General features: G+C 73.2%; 16 protein-coding genes. 12 read left to right on the forward strand and 4 right to left on the reverse strand.

Translation table 11 applies throughout. The annotated features are described in order from the left end of the window. The coding region (locus ACFYYJ_RS31820; protein WP_389137533.1) for a methylmalonyl-CoA mutase family protein at positions 1-752 on the reverse strand (752 nt) is incomplete at its 3' end. 62 nt (positions 753-814) lie between these two features. Further along, positions 815-2,011, reverse strand: a complete 1,197-nt coding sequence (locus ACFYYJ_RS31825; protein ID WP_389137535.1) for an ROK family protein — start codon at positions 2,009-2,011, stop codon at positions 815-817. Positions 2,012-3,342: 1,331 nt separating this feature from the next. Between ACFYYJ_RS31825 and ACFYYJ_RS31830 the strand changes: the two genes are divergently transcribed. From ACFYYJ_RS31830 to ACFYYJ_RS31865, 8 genes are all read left to right on the forward strand, one after another. After that, positions 3,343-4,308, forward strand: a complete 966-nt coding sequence (locus ACFYYJ_RS31830) for a TauD/TfdA dioxygenase family protein (protein WP_389137537.1) — start codon at positions 3,343-3,345, stop codon at positions 4,306-4,308. Positions 4,309-4,328: 20 nt separating this feature from the next. Continuing rightward, the gene (gene ssuE / locus ACFYYJ_RS31835; protein ID WP_385358978.1) at positions 4,329-4,886 is read left to right on the forward strand and encodes an NADPH-dependent FMN reductase; all 558 of its coding nucleotides are present in this window, start codon (positions 4,329-4,331) and stop codon (positions 4,884-4,886) included. A gap of 30 nt (positions 4,887-4,916) precedes the next feature. Continuing rightward, positions 4,917-5,957: an ABC transporter substrate-binding protein gene (locus ACFYYJ_RS31840; protein WP_385358980.1), complete on the forward strand. Its 1,041-nt coding sequence runs from the start codon at positions 4,917-4,919 to the stop codon at positions 5,955-5,957. A 6-nt stretch (positions 5,958-5,963) separates the two neighbouring features. Further along, on the forward strand, positions 5,964-6,788 hold the full coding sequence (locus ACFYYJ_RS31845; RefSeq protein ID WP_385125567.1) for an ABC transporter ATP-binding protein: 825 nt from the start codon (positions 5,964-5,966) through the stop codon (positions 6,786-6,788). Then, on the forward strand, positions 6,785-7,789 hold the full coding sequence (locus ACFYYJ_RS31850; RefSeq protein WP_389137539.1) for an ABC transporter permease: 1,005 nt from the start codon (positions 6,785-6,787) through the stop codon (positions 7,787-7,789). Before ACFYYJ_RS31845 ends, ACFYYJ_RS31850 begins: the two co-directional genes overlap by 4 nt. A 144-nt stretch (positions 7,790-7,933) precedes the next feature. Continuing rightward, on the forward strand, positions 7,934-9,265 hold the full coding sequence (locus ACFYYJ_RS31855; RefSeq protein ID WP_389137541.1) for an LLM class flavin-dependent oxidoreductase: 1,332 nt from the start codon (positions 7,934-7,936) through the stop codon (positions 9,263-9,265). After that, complete coding sequence (locus tag ACFYYJ_RS31860) at positions 9,262-10,833, forward strand: FAD-binding protein (protein WP_389137543.1); 1,572 nt, start codon at positions 9,262-9,264, stop codon at positions 10,831-10,833. Before ACFYYJ_RS31855 ends, ACFYYJ_RS31860 begins: the two co-directional genes overlap by 4 nt. Next, positions 10,830-11,183 carry a ferredoxin family protein gene (locus ACFYYJ_RS31865; protein ID WP_385125562.1) on the forward strand — a complete coding sequence of 118 codons (354 nt, stop codon included), beginning with the start codon at positions 10,830-10,832 and terminating at the stop codon, positions 11,181-11,183. The genes ACFYYJ_RS31860 and ACFYYJ_RS31865 overlap by 4 nt, the downstream gene beginning before the upstream one ends. Before the next feature lie 52 nt (positions 11,184-11,235). Here the strand turns inward: ACFYYJ_RS31865 and ACFYYJ_RS31870 are convergent, their stop codons facing one another. Further along, a complete protein-coding gene (locus tag ACFYYJ_RS31870) occupies positions 11,236-12,156 on the reverse strand; it encodes an NADP-dependent oxidoreductase (protein WP_389137546.1) in 921 nt (306 codons plus the stop codon). 36 nt (positions 12,157-12,192) lie between these two features. Next, the gene (locus ACFYYJ_RS31875) at positions 12,193-12,924 is read right to left on the reverse strand and encodes a DUF2470 domain-containing protein (RefSeq protein WP_389137548.1); all 732 of its coding nucleotides are present in this window, start codon (positions 12,922-12,924) and stop codon (positions 12,193-12,195) included. A gap of 159 nt (positions 12,925-13,083) precedes the next feature. Between ACFYYJ_RS31875 and ACFYYJ_RS31880 the strand changes: the two genes are divergently transcribed. From ACFYYJ_RS31880 to ACFYYJ_RS31895, 4 genes are all read left to right on the forward strand, one after another. Continuing rightward, positions 13,084-13,479, forward strand: a complete 396-nt coding sequence (locus tag ACFYYJ_RS31880) for a cell division protein SepF (RefSeq protein WP_344166147.1) — start codon at positions 13,084-13,086, stop codon at positions 13,477-13,479. A gap of 301 nt (positions 13,480-13,780) precedes the next feature. Continuing rightward, on the forward strand, positions 13,781-15,004 hold the full coding sequence (locus ACFYYJ_RS31885) for an ATP-binding protein (RefSeq protein WP_389137719.1): 1,224 nt from the start codon (positions 13,781-13,783) through the stop codon (positions 15,002-15,004). Between the two features lie 76 nt (positions 15,005-15,080). Further along, positions 15,081-15,467 carry a nucleotide pyrophosphohydrolase gene (locus ACFYYJ_RS31890; RefSeq protein ID WP_384578258.1) on the forward strand — a complete coding sequence of 129 codons (387 nt, stop codon included), beginning with the start codon at positions 15,081-15,083 and terminating at the stop codon, positions 15,465-15,467. A 123-nt stretch (positions 15,468-15,590) separates the two neighbouring features. Further along, positions 15,591-16,076 (forward strand): DUF6099 family protein, encoded by a 486-nt coding sequence (locus tag ACFYYJ_RS31895; protein ID WP_389137551.1) that lies wholly within the window; start codon positions 15,591-15,593, stop codon positions 16,074-16,076. Positions 16,077-16,117: the final 41 nt, after the last annotated feature.

The raw sequence follows: 16,117 nt of genomic DNA on the forward strand, positions 1-16,117 counted from the left end.
GCGCGCAGGTAGGCGACGCCGGTGGCCAGGGACAGACCCAGCTCCTCGGCCGCACTGCCACCCGCCTCGTGATACGGCAGCGCGTCCACGGCGAGCGCCCGCACGTGCGGGTAGTCGGCGGTGGTCGCCTTCGCCAGCTCCACCGCGTCGGCAAGGTCCAGGGCCTGGCCGGTGCGGGCCTCGTGGCCCAGCGGGTCCGCGCCGAGGCTCGCTCGGACGGCCGTCGGCTGCATCTTGCGCTCGGAGCAAAGGGTGAGGAACGCCCGCGCGGCGTCGGCGTAATCGGCCCCCGCGTCCAGGGAGACGGGCGCGAGGTCGAGGTAGACGCCGTCCAGAACACGGGACAGCGAATCGACCGGAACGCCGCCGTGGCCGACGGTCAGCCAGAGGGAGGTGACCCCGTTCTCCAGGTCGGCGAGGGCCGCCTCGTTGACCCGTACGGGGTCGGTGCCGAGGTGGCGCTGGCGCACGTCCCAGCCGGCCGCCGCGTTCCCCTCGGCCCTGCCCCCGCGCACGAAGGGGGCGAAACCCGGGAAGCCCGAGGAGTCGGGCGCGCCGGCGGGCGCGGTGTACAGCGGGCGGGTGGTGAGCCCGTCCTCGAGCTTCGTGGACAACGCTTCTTCCGCGGCCTCGCCGGATGCTTCCTTGCCCGACTTGCGCAGCACGCCTTCTACCAGGCGCTGCCACTGCTCATGCGTCGCGTCAGGGAACTCGGCGGCCAGGGAGAGCCCGTCGTCAGGCAGGACCGTCATGGCTCGAATGCTAGGGGGGCGCCTGTGAACGACCAATAACCACTCGGTGTGATCTCCCCCTCTCAATTGAGGTGGGAGGGGTCACGAAAGAGCGGGCCGAGCAGGACGGTCGCGGCCGCCCCGGACAGTACGGCGGGCCCCGCGTGCGGCGCCACGATGCGGTCGGGGTCACCGGGGGCCGAGCCGGTTCGGGAGACGGCGGCGGCCGCCGTGCGGATCTCGTCCAGGTAGCCGTCGTGCAGCACGCTCGACAGTTCGGTGATCACCATGACGGCCGGGTTGAAGACGTCGAGGAGTACGGCCGCGGCGCTGCCGACGGCGCGGGCCCGCTCGCGCAGCAGCCGGTCGGCACGGGGGTCGCCGGCCGCCGCGGCGTCCACGAGCAGGTTGACGGAGGGTTCCGGGACGATGCCGAGGCGCAGGGCCTCGGCGCCGAGCGCGGCGTCGGAGGCGGTGGCCTGGAGGCAGCCGGTACGACCGCAGGGGCAGACCGTACGGCTTCCCGGCACGGGGAGGTGAGCCACGTCACCGGCCGCCGCGCCGGGGCCCTGGTGCACGGTGCCCTCGATGCCGAAGGCGGCGTCGACGACGCTGCCGATGAACAGGTGGACGATGCTGCGGCGGGCCTCGGGGCGGCCGAAGAGGATCTCGGAGTGGGCGACGGCGCGGGCGTGGTTGTCAACGGAGACGGGGAGCCGGAGCCGTTCGGCGAGCTGGGCGGCGAGGGGGCGGTCGTGCCAGCCGAGTGCCTCGTGGCGTACGACGGTCCCGTCGGCGGGCCGTACCCATCCACCGAGGGCCACACCGAGGCCGAGGAGGGGACGGCCGGTGTCGAACTCGCCGAGGAAGGCGGCGAGTCGGTCGGCGATGTCGGCGGGGCCGGGGCCGGGGCCGGGGCCGGGGGCGCCGGGGGACGGGTGGGGGGAGGTGCGGCGGGCGAGGACCGTGCCGCGGAGGTCGACGAGGCTGAACGTGGCGGAGGGCACGCCGATGTGCAGCCCGGCGGCGACGGGCCCGCCGATGGCACCGGTGTGCAGGTCGAGCGGGATCCGGGGGCGCCCTACGCCCGCGGCGGGGCCGGGGAGTTCGCGCAGCAGGCCGCTGCGGAGGAGGCCGGTGGTCTGCCGGGACACGGCGGCGGGGCTGAGTCCGCACAGCCGGGCGATGGCGCTGCGCGCGACGGGCCCGTGCTCCAGGACCGTGCGGAGCACGGTGGCGGCGTTCGCGGCGGCTCGGCTGTCGCCGGCGGTGGGGGGCATGGGGGCTCCTGGGGATTGGTCCCCCGATGATGCCGGTTCCTGCCGGGGGCGGGTGGGGGTCTTGGCCCCGGGGGCGGTGCGGCTCAAGAACCTGGGGCTCCGCCCCAGACCCCGCGCCTCAAACGCCGGCGGGGCTGGATTTTGCCGCCCCAGGGGTTCCGGCGGAGTCGGGCGCGCGCCGGGGCACCTCCTCGGGCGTCGAACCTTTCAGGCAGCGGACAAGTCCGACGTGGTTGCGTTCGACGCCCTGCGGGGGCGCCCCGGCACACACCCGACTCCGCCGGAAGCGGGCAGCGCCGGCTCCTGTGAGGGCGCGTTCCCGGGACGGGGACGGGGACGGGGTGGGGTGGGGTGTCGTCCGGGACGTGAAACGTGATGTGTGGCGCGGCGCCCACCTGGGCATCACAACCCGTCCGGGCGCCATAGATCATGAGTCCCGGATGACACCCCACCCCGGCACCGGCCCCCTTGCGAAGCCCCCGGCTGGGACACCGCGCAGCGGAAGTCCGGACCCGTGGCGGGCGCGTTGCGGGGGTATGAAATCCAGCCATGGTTTTCGGCCGATCGGAGAGGTGTCATCGGGCCGGCGCCCGGCGGGAAAGCGCAGGTCAGGGTGGGTGGTCGGAGGTCGGTTCGGGTTTGTGGCGGGGTCGGGGGAGCGGGTTGACCGGGGGCTCGGGCGCTGACACGCTCCGGGACATGTCCGCGAACGAACTCCTTGTCCCGCGGCTCCACACCCCCGGCCCCTGTACCGCGCCGGGTGGCTGTCCGGGCCGCTGTAGCGCCCCGCGCCAGGTCTGAGTCCCGCAAGGGCTCGCGCCCGACGCCGGGCCTGAGCCCCGCCGGGCCCTGATCCCGAGCCGGGCCCTGATCCCGAGCCGGGCCCTGATCCCGAGTCGGGGCCGGGTCCCCCGTCGGGCCCGGGTTCCGCCTAGGTTCGTGCCTCGACCGAGGGCCTGAGTTCCGCAGGGTCCGGACCTGTATCGGGCGCGGCGAGTGCCTCGCGTCACGCCCCGCATCGGGTGGGTTCCGCAGGGCCGAGCCCGGAGTCCGGACCGAGTCCCGTACGCGCCGAATCCGGCCCGGCCCGCACGGGCCCGCGGCGGGTCCGGTTTCCGTGGCTCGGCCCCCTGGGGCCCCGCCCCCCCCGTGTCGTCGTCACCCGTCGTTCCGAGCACCCGCACCCGCAGCCGCGTACCCCGCACCCGCGCCACCGTTCCCGCGTCGCCCCGTACTCGCGACGTCCCCCGTCGTTCCGCAGCCCCGTACCCCCGTAGGCCTATTTCTTCCGCTGCGGAAATAACTGCCGCAGCCCACTCCAGGGAGCACCCATGACCACCGTCACCACCTCCACCACCGTCACGAAGATCGGCGGCCGCATCGGCGCCGAGATCGGTGGCGTCAAGCTCGGCGGAGACCTCCCCGAGGCGACCGTCGCCGAGATCCGGGCCGCTCTCCTCGCCCACAAGGTCGTCTTCTTCCGCGACCAGGACCACCTCGACGAGGCCGGTCACGAGGCCTTCGCCCAGCTGCTCGGCGCACCCGTCGCGCACCCCACCGTCCCCTCCGCGGACGGCCGTTACGCCCTCGGCATCGACTCGCACCACGGCGCCCGCGCCAACCAGTGGCACACCGACGTCACCTTCGTGCCCGCCTACCCCGCCTTCTCCATCCTGCGCGCCGTCACCATCCCCCCGTACGGCGGCAACACCCTCTGGGCCAACACGGCCGCTGCCTACGCCAACCTCCCGGCGCCCCTGCGGACCCTCGCCGACGGCCTGCGCGCCCTGCACTCCAACGAGTACGACTACGCCGCCCTCAAGCCCGACGCGGTGCCCGAGGCCCTGACGCAGTACCGCGAGGTGTTCACCTCGACCAAGTTCCTCACCGAGCACCCGGTGGTCCGCGTCCACCCCGAGACCGGCGAACGCACTCTGCTGCTCGGCAACTTCGTCCAGCGGATCGACGGCTTCACCGGCCGGGACTCCCGCGCCCTGCTCGACCTGTTCCAGGCCCACATCGAGAGCCCGGAGAACACCGTCCGCTGGCAGTGGCGCGCCGGCGACGTCGCCATCTGGGACAACCGCGCCACCCAGCACTACGGCGTGGACGACTCCGATGACCACGAGCGCACCCTGCGCCGCGTGACCGTCGACGGGGACGTCCCGGTCGGTCCTGACGGCGAGCCCTCGCGGCTGATCACCCCGGAGTCCGTCCCGGACCCGGCCTTCGGCATCGCCTCCGGAGCCTCCACCACCGACTCCGCCACCGCCACCTCCGGCGACTCCGCCGCCTGACCGTCCCGCAAGGAGCCCCCGTGCCCAGCCTGCTCGCCATCACCGGCAGCCCCTCCGCCCACTCCCGTACCGCCGTGGTCGCCGAACACGTGCTGGGCCGCCTGGCCCACTCCGGTTTCGAGACCGCGCACCTCTCCGTACGCGACCTGCCCGCCGCCGATCTGCTCGCCGCCCGCCGTGGCGAGCCGGAGATCCGCCGGGCGCTCGATGCCGTCGCCGAGGCCGACGGCCTGGTCATCGCGACCCCCGTCTACAAGGCCTCGTACACCGGCCTGCTCAAGGCGTTCCTCGATCTGCTCCCGCAGGACGGGCTGGCCGGCAAAACGATCCTGCCGCTGGTCACCGGCGGCAGCCTCGCCCACGTCCTGACCATCGACTACGCCCTGCGCCCGGTCCTCTCCGCCCTCGGCGCCCGGCACGTCACCGCCGGCCGGTTCGTCCTCGACTCCACCGTCGAGCGGGGCAACGGCCCCGACCGGCTGCGGCCCGAGGCGGAGCTGGACCTCTACCAGGCCGTGGACGAGTTCGCCGACGCCCTGCGCTCCGTCCCCGCCACCGCGCTCACCGCCGCCCCGTAACCCCGTATCCCGTACCGACAAGGAACCGTCATGGCCGCAGCCTTCACCTCGACCTCCACCTCCCGTCGCCAGTTCCTCACCCTGCTCGGCATCTCGGCGGCCGCGGTGAGCTGCGGCACGGCCACCGCCAACGGCGGCGGCTCCGGCTCGGGCTCTCAGATCAAGACCCTGAAGTACCAGGGAGCGGTCGGCTCGGTCTCGCTCCCCGAACTCGCCGCGGACCTCGGCCACCTCGAGGACCTCAAGCTCGAATGGGTCGGCAACACCATCAGTGGCCCGCAGGACATCCAGTCCGCCGCGACCGGCCAGACCCACTTCGGCAGCGCCTTCAACGGCGCCGTCATCAAGCTCGCCGCCGGCAACGCCCCGATCAAGGCCGTCATCTCCTCCTACGGATCCGACCAGTACTCCTACGGCGGCTACTTCGTCCTGGAGGACAGCCCGATCCGCTCCGCCCGCGACCTGATCGGCAAGAAGGTCGGGATGAACACCCTGGGCGCGCACTACCAGGCCCTGCTGGACCTCTACCTGAACCGCAACGGCCTCTCCAAGGCGGACGCCGGCAAGGTCGAGCCCCTGGTGGTGCCGCCCGTCAACACCGAACAGGCCCTGCGCCAGAAGCAGATCGAGGTCGGGGTGCTCACCGGGATCCTGCGCGACAAGGCCCTCGCCACCGGCGGCATCCGCCCGCTCTTCACGGACGTCGAGCTGCTCGGCCCGTTCAGTGCGGGCACCTACATCATGACCGAGCGCTTCATCAAGCAGAACCCGGACACCGTACGGACCTTCACGACCGGCGTCGCCAAGGCCATCGAGTGGTCCCGCACCACCCCGCGCGAGGAGGTCGTCGCGCGGATGACGGAGATCGTCAAGAAGCGCGGGCGCAACGAGGACACCGCGGCCCTGCAGTACTGGCACTCCTACGGGATCGCCGAGCACGGCGGCCGGATACCCGACAAGTCCTTCCAGCTGTGGATCGACTGGCTCGGCGAGCGGGGCGAGATCAAGAAGGGCCAGTTCAAGCCCTCGGACCTCTACACCAACGAGTTCAACGGCTTCGGAAAGGGCTGACCGGACATGGCGAAGATCGTGTTCGAGGGGGTGGGCAAGACCTTCCCGGCCAAGAACAAGAGCCGGGGCGGGCAGGAGTTCACCGCCCTCGACGGCATCGACCTGGAGATCGAGGCAGGTGAGTTCGTGGTCGTCGTGGGCCCCAGTGGCTGCGGCAAGTCCACCCTCCTGGACCTCCTCGGCGGGCTGTCCCGGCCGACGTCGGGGCGGATCCTGCTCGACGGCGAGCCGGTCACCGGGCCGGGTCTCGACCGGGGCATCGTCTTCCAGCAGTACGCGCTGCTGCCGTGGCGGACAGCGCTCGGCAACGTCGAGTTCGGCCTGGAGGCCACCGGCGTACCCAGGCGCGAACGGGCCGACCGGGCACGGGAGTTCCTCGACCTGGTCGGACTGAGCGGATTCGAGGACCGGCACCCGCACGAGCTGTCCGGCGGCATGCGCCAGCGCGTCGCCATCGCCCGCTCGCTCGCGTACGACCCGGACGTGCTGTTGATGGACGAGCCGTTCGCCGCGCTCGACGCGCAGACCCGCGAGTCCCTCCAGGACGAGCTGCGCCGCATCTGGCAGCGCACCGGCAAGACCGTCGTCTTCATCACGCACGGCATCGAGGAGGCGGTCTACCTCGGCCAGAGGGTGGCCGTCATGACCTCGCGCCCGGGACGCGTCAAGGAGATCGTCCCCGTCTCCTTCGGTGAACGGAGCGCCGGTCTGCAGGGCGAGGAACTGCGCTCCAGCCCGGAGTTCGCCCGCTACCGCCACGAGGTCTGGACCCTGCTCCACGACGAGGTGGCCCGCGCCCAGCAACTGGAGAAGGAGGAGGCCACCGTATGAGCACCGGAACCGACACCACCGTCGACACCACCACCCCTACCACCATCGGCGCCGCCACTGCGACTGCGACTGCGACTGAGCCTGTGACCGCGACCGCCACCGTCGCAGACCCTGCGCCGGAGTCGGGCGTACGGGCCAAGGCCGACGAGGTGCGGGACCCCGCGCCCCCGGCCGCTCCCGATGCCGGGAAGAGCAACCGTCCGGCCGCGGCTGCCGGCCGGCAGCCCCTCCGGGCCGTGGGCCGGTGGCTGCGCGCCGCCGCCCTGCGCTCGGCGGCCCTCGTCGCCCTGCTCGCCGTATGGGAGTCCGCACCGCGGTTCGGCCTGGTCGACGCCACTTTCCTGCCGCCCTTCAGCGTCGTCGCGCAGGCGTGGTGGGACCTCCTCGGCAACGGCCAACTCGCCGAGCACACCTCGGCCAGTCTCACCCGCTCCTTCGGGGGCTTCGGGATCGCCGTCGTCGTCGCGGTCCCGCTCGGCCTGCTCATCGGCTGGTACCGGCCGGTCGCCGCGCTGCTCGGCCCGCTGCTGGAGGTGTTCCGCAACACCGCGGCCCTCGCCCTGTTGCCGGTCTTCGTGCTCCTGCTCGGCATCGGCGAGACCTCGAAGGTCTCGATCGTCGTCTACGCCTGCGTGTGGCCGATCCTGCTGAACACCATCAGCGCCGTCGGAAACGCCGACCCCACGCTCGTCAGGCTGGCCCGCTCGATGGACCTGTCCACCCCGAGGCTCTTCCAGAAGGTGATCCTCCCGGCCTCGGTGCCGGTCATCTTCACCGGGATCCGGCTCGCCGGCGCCGTCTCCATCCTCGTCCTCGTCGCCGCCGAGATGATCGGTGCGAAGGCGGGCCTCGGCTACCTGATCAACGCCTCCCAGTTCAACTTCGCCATCCCGCAGATGTACGCGGGCATCATCACCATCTCCGCCATCGGGGTGGCCTTCAACCAGCTGCTGGTCACCGTCGAACGCCGCCTCAGCCTCTGGCGCGTCCCGGCCGCCTGACGCCGTTCGCCTCCCGGCGCGGGTGGCGTACGAGAGCCCGGTCCCGCGGCCCCGGCCCCCGTTCGGTGCCGGGTCCGCCCGACCGCCACGCGTCGCCGCCCCCGCCCCGCCCGCTCCGCCCCTCTTCCCACCCCAGGATCAGCCATGACCGCATCCCGCACCCTCCACCTCAACGCGTTCCTCATGAACGCCGGTCACCACGACGCCGCCTGGCGGCACCCCGACAGCACCCCCGAACGGGCCACCGACCTCGCGTACTTCCAGGAGCTGGCCCGCACCGCCGAGCGCGGCAGACTCGACTCGATCTTCTTCGCCGACGGGGTCGCCCTGTGGGGCAAGGCCCGCTACAACGCCCTCGGCGGGTTCGAGCCGATCACCCTGCTCTCCGCGATCGCCGCCGTCACCGAGCACATCGGGCTCATCGCCACCGTCTCCACCACCTTCAACGAGCCGTACAACCTGGCCCGGAAGTTCGCCTCACTCGACCACATCAGCGGCGGCCGCGCCGGCTGGAACATCGTCACCTCCGGCAGCGTCGACGAGGCCCGCAACTTCAACCGGGACGAGCACCTGGAGCACGCCCGCCGCTACGAGCGCGCCCGCGAGTTCCTCGACGTCGCCACCAAGCTCTGGGACAGCTGGGAGGACGACGCGATCGTCCTCGACAAGGAGCGCGGCGTCTACGCCGACACCGACAAGCTCCACCCCGCCGCCCACCGCGGCGAGCACTTCGGCGTCGCCGGACCGCTCAACGTGCCCCGCTCCCCGCAGGGATACCCGCTCCTCGTGCAGGCGGGCTCCTCCGAGGACGGCAAGGAGTTCGCCGCCCAGTACGCCGAGGCCGTCTTCACCGCCCAGCAGACCCTCGCCGACGGCCAGACCTTCTACAAGGACCTCAAGTCCCGGCTCGCCCGCCACGGCCGCGCCGAGAGCGACCTGCTCGTGCTGCCCGGCATCGCCCCCGTCATCGGTTCCACCGAGGCCGAGGCGAAGGCCCTGGAGCAGCAGCTCACCGACCTCCAGATCCCCGAGTACGGCCTCGCCCAGCTCTCCGGGATGCTGGGCGTGGACCTCACCGGCCTGCCCCTCGACGGCCCGCTGCCCGATCTCCCGGAGGAGCGGGACATCAACGGCAACAAGAGCCGCTTCACCCTCGTCGCCGAGCTCGCCCGCCGCGACGGGCTGACCCTGCGCGAGCTGATCGCCCGCCTCGGCGCGGGCCGCGGCCACCGCACCTTCGCCGGTACCCCCGAGCAGATCGCCGACCAGCTGGAGGAGTGGTTCACGCAGGGGGCCGCCGACGGCTTCAACATCATGGCCCCGATCCTGCCGACCGGCCTGACCGACTTCGTCGACCACGTCGTGCCGATCCTCCAGCGCCGCGGCCTCTTCCGCACCGAGTACACCGGCCGCACCCTCCGCGAGAACTACGGCCTGCCGCGCCCCGTCAACCGGTACGCGAGGGAGTTGGCGTGAGCGAACACCTCGCCGACGTACTCGTCGTCGGCGGCGGGCCCGCCGCCACCTGGGCCGCCCTCAAGGCGGCCCGGGCCGGGGCCCGCGTCGTCCTCGCCGACAAGGGCTGGTGCGGTACGAGCGGCGCGACCGCCGCCGGGGGCACCGGTGTCTGGTACGTCCCGCCCGAGCCCGCGGCCCGCGAGGCGGCGATGGCGAGCCGCGAGGGCCTCGGCGGATACCTCGCCGACCGCCGCTGGATGGCCCGCGTCCTCGACGAGACGTACGAACGGATGAACGAGCTCGCGGTCGACGGCCGTTACCCGTTCCCCACCGGACCCGACGGGCGGCAGCTGCGCGGCGGCCTCCAGGGCCCCGAGTACATGCGGCGGATGCGCATCCGAGTCCGCCGCGCCGGGGTGCGGATCCTGGACCACAGCCCGGTCACCGAGCTGCTCACCGACGCGGACGGGGCCGTGGCCGGGGCCGCGGGCTACCGCCGTCAGGCCCGTGAGACGTACCGGGTCCGGGCCGGCGCCGTGGTCCTCGCCACCGGCGGCTGCGCCTTCCTCAGCGGGGCCCTCGGCACCAACACCAATACGGGCGACGGCGCGCTGTTCGCCGCCGAGGCCGGGGCGGAGCTCTCCGGGATGGAATTCTCCAACGCCTACGGGATCGCCCCCGAGGGCACCTCGGTCACCAAGACCGCCTTCTACTCCTTCGCCACCTTCTATCAGGAGGACGGCAGCGTCCTGGAGGGCGCCGCCAGTCAGGGGGGCCGCTCGGTCATCGCCCGCGAACTCCTCACCGGGGCCAAGGTGTACGCCCGCCTCGACCGGGCCGACGAGGCCGCGCGGCGGGCGATGCGCAACGCCCAGCCGAACTTCTTCCTCACCTTCGACCGCCTCGGCATCGACCCCTTCACCGACCGGTTCTCCGTCACTCTGCTCGCCGAGGGCACCGTCCGCGGCACCGGCGGCATCCGGATCACCGACGACGACTGCGCCACCGGGGTGCCCGGCCTGTACGCCGCCGGGGACGCGGCCACCCGGGAGGAGATCTGCGGCGGCTTCACCGGAGGCGGCAGCCACAACGCGGCCTGGGCCATCTCCTCGGGCAGCTGGGCCGGCCGGGCCGCGGCCCTGCACGCGCTCGCCCTCGGACCGGGGCACGCCGGGTCCCGCCCCGTCAGCGGCGTCGGCGGAGCGGGAGTGCGGCCGACGGGAACCCCCGGACCGGCCGGGGAGCACCGCGCGGCCGTGGCCCTCGTACAGGAGGAGGTCCTGCCGTACGACAAGAACTACCTGCGCCGCGGTGATGTCCTGGCCGCGTCGCTGAGCTCCCTCGACGAGGCCTGGTCGCGGCTACGGTCCTCGCTCCACGGCGAGGGCGCGGAGCTGGTCAGGGCCCGGCAGGCGGCGGCGATGACGGCGCACGCGCGCTGGATGTACGCGGCCGCGCTCGCCCGGACGGAATCCCGGGGCATGGCCAGGCGTCTGGACCACCCCGGGCAGGACCCGGCCCAGCACCACCGGATCACGGTCGGCGGCCTGGACCGGGTGTGGACGCGGGCGGCGGTGGCGGCGTGATCGAACTGGTCTCGGCGGAGCGCTGCATAGCATGCGACAAGTGCGTGGAGGTCTGCCCGACGGACGTGTTCGAGCGCGGGCCCGACGGGATTCCGGTCCTGGCCCGGCAGGAGGATTGCCAGACCTGTTTCCTGTGCGAGGCCAACTGCCCGGTGGACGCCCTGTTCGTGTCCCCTCTGACCCGGCCGGCGCCGGACGACCCGGCCGTACGGGACGAGGCCGGACTGGTGCGCCGGGGGCTGCTCGGCAGCTACCGGCGCGAGATCGGCTGGGGTGAGGGGCGCACGCCCGGGGCGCTGAGGGCGGTCGGGCCGTCCCTGGCACCGGCGTCGCCACCGATCACGTCCTGAGCGCGCGAGGGGCGGTGCGCCACGGGCCGCCCCGTCGCGCGCGGCGGACCCGTCAGACCGTCAGGACGATCTTGCCGCGGGTGCGGCCGGCGGCGCTCAGCTCCCAGGCCTTGGCGGCCTCGGCGAGCGGCAGCGCGTGCTCCACGTTGACGGTGAGCTTGCCCGCGTCGGCCAGTTCGGCCAGGAAGGTCAGGTCGGCGGTGTCGGGGCGCACCCACAGCTGGTGGGCGCCCTTGGCGGCGGCCTCGTAGTCGGCGATGGAGACGACCCGCCCGCGCGCCTTGACGAGCGACTGGAGGATCTCGACGGCGCCGTCGCCGTAGAAGTCCAGGCCCGCGTCGATGCCTTCGGGCGCCAGCTCGCGGATCCGGTCCGCCAGCCCCTCGCCGTAGAGCACGGGCTCGGCGCCGAGCGAGCGCAGATAGTCGTGGTTGTGGGCGCCCGCCGTGCCGATGACGCGCAGGCCGAGCGCGACGGCGATCTGCACGCCGAAGGAGCCGGTGCCGCCGGCCGCGGAGTGGATGACGACCGTCTCGCCCGCCTTGAGGCCCACCCGGGTGAGGGACTGGTAGGCCGTCAGACCGGCCAGCGGGATGCCGGCGGCCTGCTCGAAGGTGAGCTCGCGGGGCTTGCGCGCGAGGGTGCGGACGGGGGCGGCGACCAGTTCGGCGTAGGTGCCGAGCTCCACCCATTCCTTGCGGACGTAGCCGTAGACCTCGTCGCCGACGGCGTGGTCGAAGGTGTCGGGGCCGACGGCCTCGACGACCCCGGCAACGTCCCAGCCCGGTATGACGGGGTAGCGGACTTCGAGGATCGGGTCGAGGTATCCGGCGGCGAGCTTCCAGTCCACCGGATTGACGCCGGCGGCCTTCACGCGGACGAGCACCTCGCCCGGGCCGACCTTGGGTTGGGGCGCCTCAACGAGCTTGAGGGAGGCGGGAGTTCCGTATGCGTCGTACGTAATCGCTTTCATGGTCAACCCCAACGGGGCGAATCGCGACGCTATTCCTCAGGCCGGGAGGGTGTTGTGGTGCGAGCGTCGCCGGGCCGCGCTGATGAGCGCCTGGATCTGCGCGCCGGACTGTTCGACGTGGTCGAGCGGGGAGGGGAAGGGCAGCCGCACGTCGTGGTGGCCGCGCCGTTCCTCCAGGCGCAGGGTGATCCCGTACCGGTCCAGGGCCACCGGCAGCGCGCGGACCATGGCGGTGGTGGGCAGCGGCCGGACCAGGCGCAGGAGCAGGGTGACGAGGTCGGGGTGGTCGTCCTGGAGGTGCGTGAGCATCCCCGCCTCGAAGGGGGCGAGCGGGTCGGGGACGGCGGCGTCCAGCTCTTCGAGTCCGGTGTACGCGACTCCGCGCGAGGTCTCCAGGACGGCCTGGCCGAACTCCATGCAGGTGGAGTCGGCGGACTCGTCGGAGTAGGGGGTGAGGAGCCGGCCCAGCAGGGTGACGCGGGCGCGTACCCGGTCGCGCACGGGGGTGGGGGCGATGTCGGTGAACTCAAGCCGGATCGCGGGCCGGTGTTCACGCTCGCGCTCGTGCCCGTGCCGGTGACCTCGCCCGTGACCGCCGTCCGGTCCGGAGGGGTGCAGGTGCAGGCGGCCCATCGGATCGGAGCCGTCGAGGTGGCGGACCTCGCTGCGCAGGCCGTCCGTGACCACGGTCATGGAGTGGGCGGCGGCCAGCACGGACCGGATCAGCTCGGCGTCGGTGGGGGTGCGGCGGGCACCGGACATGTGCATCGGGTCTCTCCATCCTCCGAGGGGTTACTTAGGTATGCCTAACCTAACCTACTCGCCCTTTCGGGGGTAGCCGGCGTGGCTCGTGTCGGTGTTGGGCTGAACGGGTGAAACGCGAGAGGATGGGGGGATGCACAAGAAGCCAACGGCCGAGGCGGCCCGGTGAGCAGGTACGACGTCACCGACGAGCAGTGGGAGGGGCTCGCGCAGGTGGTCCCCCTGCGCAGCCGCAACGAATGGCCCTCCCGGGTGGACCACCGCACGATCCCCAAGGCGCCCGGCGCGTCGGCGGCGGAGCAGCGGCGCTTCGTGGTGATCCGGGTCCAGATCTTCGCGGACGCCCGGGAGGTGGCGGAGTACCTGATCGCGCAGATTCCGGTACTGCTCGACCTCACCGGTGCGGACGGCGAAGTCGCCAAGCGCATCCTGGACTTCAGCAGTGGCGTGGTCTTCGGGCTGGGCAGCGGGATGCACCGGGTGGACCGGAACGTCTTCCTGCTGGCGCCGGTCGGCACGGAGGTCGAGGGGATCGCGGCCGCGGCCGTCCCCCGATCGTAGGAAGGTCCGTACGAGGTAACGGTTCGCCGGGCCCACGGGGCACCCGGCGGCCCGTACCGTCCGCCGCATGGACGCCACCCTGCCCGAGGCAACACCCCGCCCCGCCCCCGTTCCCCCGTTAGTCGACGCCCCGTCACGCCCGGCCGAAGCGCAGCCCTCGGCCGGGCCGGGCATGCCGACGGCCTCGCCGGCAGCCGCGTTGACCGCTCCGCCGGCCCCGGCGCCGGTCACTGCGCCGATCGCCTCGCCGGTCACCGTGCCGGTCGCCTCGCCGGTGACCGCGCCGGCCGCTGGGCCGGTCATCGCGCCGGTCACGACGCCGTCCAGCTCACCGGGCACCGTGCCGACCGACTCGTCCGCCACCGCGCCGACCGCCTCGCCGCCCCAGCCCGCGCAGCGGCACCTGCGGGCCGTCATCACCGAATTGCGGCTCTCCGCCTTCGGCCCGCACCGGGCGGCGGTGTTCCCCGTCGGGCCGGTCACCCTCTTCGCGGGGCCCAGCGGCAGCGGGAAGTCCCAACTCCTGGCCGCCTACGAGGCCCTCGCCGCGCTCGGTTCCGGGGCCGAGCTGGAAGAGGCCTTCCCCGACGCCCGCGCCCGCATCCCCGACCGGGCCGTGCCCGACGCGGAACGGCGGCGCGGGTTCCGGCTCGGCTGCACGGTCGACGGGCCCGCCGGGCCGGTCCGGCTCGACCTCGCCGTGCAGGCCGAGCCCGCCCTGCGGATCGTCGGCGAACGGCTCTCGCAGGACGGGCAGATCCTGCTCGCCACCGCCCTGCGCGACCCGGGCCGCCGTTCCGTGCAGGCCGCCTGGCTGACCGGCGGCTCCGTCGGCGTCACCCGGGCCCCGCTGCCCGACGACCGGCTCGGCACCGCCCTGCTCCCGCTGCGCGTCGCCGGGTCCACCGCCGGGCAGCGGCAGGTGCTGGCCGCGGCGGAACAGGTGGTGGTGGCCCTGCGGTCGGTGTTCCCCTGCGACCCCGGACCGGACCGGATGCGCGCCCCCGTGCCGCCCGGCGAGGGCCGGCTGCTGCGGGACTGCGCCAACCTGGCCGACGTACTGCGCCGGACCCGCCACGAGTGCGGCACCCGCCACGCGCTGCTGACCGAGGCGGCCCGTACGGCCTGCCCGGGCACGGTCGCCGGGTTGGACGTACGGGCCCCCGCCGGCGGCACCCCCGTCACCGCGGTGCTGGACCGCGGCCCCGGCCGGCCCGCCACGGAACTGGCCCGCCTCGGCTCCGGCGAGCTCCGGTTCCTCGCACTGGCCCTCGTCCTGCTGACCGGACCGGGCGTGCTCGCCATGGACCCGGCCGCCGAACTGCCCTCCGCGCGGCAGGTGCTGACCGTGCTCGCCGACGACTTCGACCGCGGCCTCGACCGCCGCCAGAGCGCGGAGCTGCTGCGCCTGGCCCTGCTCTCCTGCGGTCGCGGACACGTTCGGTTGGCGGCCGCGGTGGGCGAGGCGACGGCCGATGCCGCCCGCCGCCTCCCGGGCGTCGCGGTGGTGGACCTGTCCGCCTGATCCCGCCCCTCGCGGGCGGGGGTTACGTTGGTGTCCCTCCGGCCGAGGCCGGGGGGGTACGTTCGAGGAGGCTGGGATGAACGACACGCACGACGCCCGCGAACCGCGGCCCGAGGAGAGGCTGGACCGGCTGCGGCGGCGGCTCGTGGACTTCGCGGCCGCGCGGGGCTGGGAGCCGTACCACACGCCCAAGAACCTGGCGGTGGCGCTCAGCGTGGAGGCGTCCGAACTGGTCGAAATCTTCCAGTGGCTGACACCGGAACAGTCCGCGAAGGTCATGGAGGAACCGGAATCCGCCCACCGCGTGGCCGATGAGGTGGCCGATGTGCTCGCGTACCTGCTGCAGTTCTGTGAGGTCCTGGGGGTGGATGTGCTGGATGCGCTCGCCGCGAAGATCGAGAGGAACGAGCTCCGCTTCCCCGTGACGGGCCCTCCGACACCGAATCGTCACTCTTCGGAGTGATGGCGTCATCCACAATCACGTTTCTGTCCACATTTTCCGAATACCCCTGGCTTTACTGGCCGGTTGCCCTCACTCTGGGTAGTGGCGAGAACGGCGGGATGTCGTGCGGACGGGGGACGGCATATGGATGCGGTACGGCTCATCGCGGCCGGCCGGCACGCGCTGGCACAGAGCGGGGCTGCGTGGGGCATCGTGGGCGAGGCCTGGCAGGCACAGGCGCTCGCGCAGGGCATAGGGGGCTACCTGGCGGTCACCGGGCCGCAGGAGCTGAGATCGGAGGCACGGGGGCTGGGGGAAGCGGGAAGCAGAGGCTGCGGGGTGCTCGACAGAGCGGCCCTGCGTGGTGAGGGCATCGCGCCCGAACGTCCGCCGAGAGCAGCGCAGTTGAGCGAGATGTCGGACGTCCGGCAGGCGCTGCTCGGACTGCAGGCGCTGCTGGGTGAAGTGGGCATAGCCCTGGTCGGGGTGGCCTGCGGGACGGATGACGAGACCCTGTACTGGCAGTGCATAGAGTCGATCGACGCGGCCGACGAGTCGAGCGACCGGGTACGTGCGCTGCTGCGGAGGATGACGGTCCGTGAGCGGGGATCCGCCTCGGGTGTGGCCTGACGGGCCTGGCCTGACGGGCCGTCCGGCGAGGGTGGTGGCAG

The sequence above is a fragment of the Streptomyces sp. NPDC002467 genome, assembly GCF_042889825.1.
GTDB lineage: Bacteria > Actinomycetota > Actinomycetes > Streptomycetales > Streptomycetaceae > Streptomyces.

What these genes read in the sequence shown, in the direction of transcription:
- ACFYYJ_RS31855 (WP_389137541.1), top strand. Translation starts at nt 7,934, where the DNA reads ATGACCGCATCCCGCACCCTCCACCTCAACGCGTTCCTCATGAACGCC.
- ACFYYJ_RS31830 (WP_389137537.1), top strand. Translation starts at nt 3,343, where the DNA reads ATGACCACCGTCACCACCTCCACCACCGTCACGAAGATCGGCGGCCGC.
- ACFYYJ_RS31825 (WP_389137535.1), bottom strand. Translation starts at nt 2,011, where the DNA reads ATGCCCCCCACCGCCGGCGACAGCCGAGCCGCCGCGAACGCCGCCACC.
- ACFYYJ_RS31850 (WP_389137539.1), top strand. Translation starts at nt 6,785, where the DNA reads ATGAGCACCGGAACCGACACCACCGTCGACACCACCACCCCTACCACC.
- ACFYYJ_RS31875 (WP_389137548.1), bottom strand. Translation starts at nt 12,924, where the DNA reads ATGCACATGTCCGGTGCCCGCCGCACCCCCACCGACGCCGAGCTGATC.
- ACFYYJ_RS31845 (WP_385125567.1), top strand. Translation starts at nt 5,964, where the DNA reads ATGGCGAAGATCGTGTTCGAGGGGGTGGGCAAGACCTTCCCGGCCAAG.
- ACFYYJ_RS31895 (WP_389137551.1), top strand. Translation starts at nt 15,591, where the DNA reads ATGGATGCGGTACGGCTCATCGCGGCCGGCCGGCACGCGCTGGCACAG.
- ACFYYJ_RS31870 (WP_389137546.1), bottom strand. Translation starts at nt 12,156, where the DNA reads ATGAAAGCGATTACGTACGACGCATACGGAACTCCCGCCTCCCTCAAG.
- ACFYYJ_RS31890 (WP_384578258.1), top strand. Translation starts at nt 15,081, where the DNA reads ATGAACGACACGCACGACGCCCGCGAACCGCGGCCCGAGGAGAGGCTG.
- ACFYYJ_RS31840 (WP_385358980.1), top strand. Translation starts at nt 4,917, where the DNA reads ATGGCCGCAGCCTTCACCTCGACCTCCACCTCCCGTCGCCAGTTCCTC.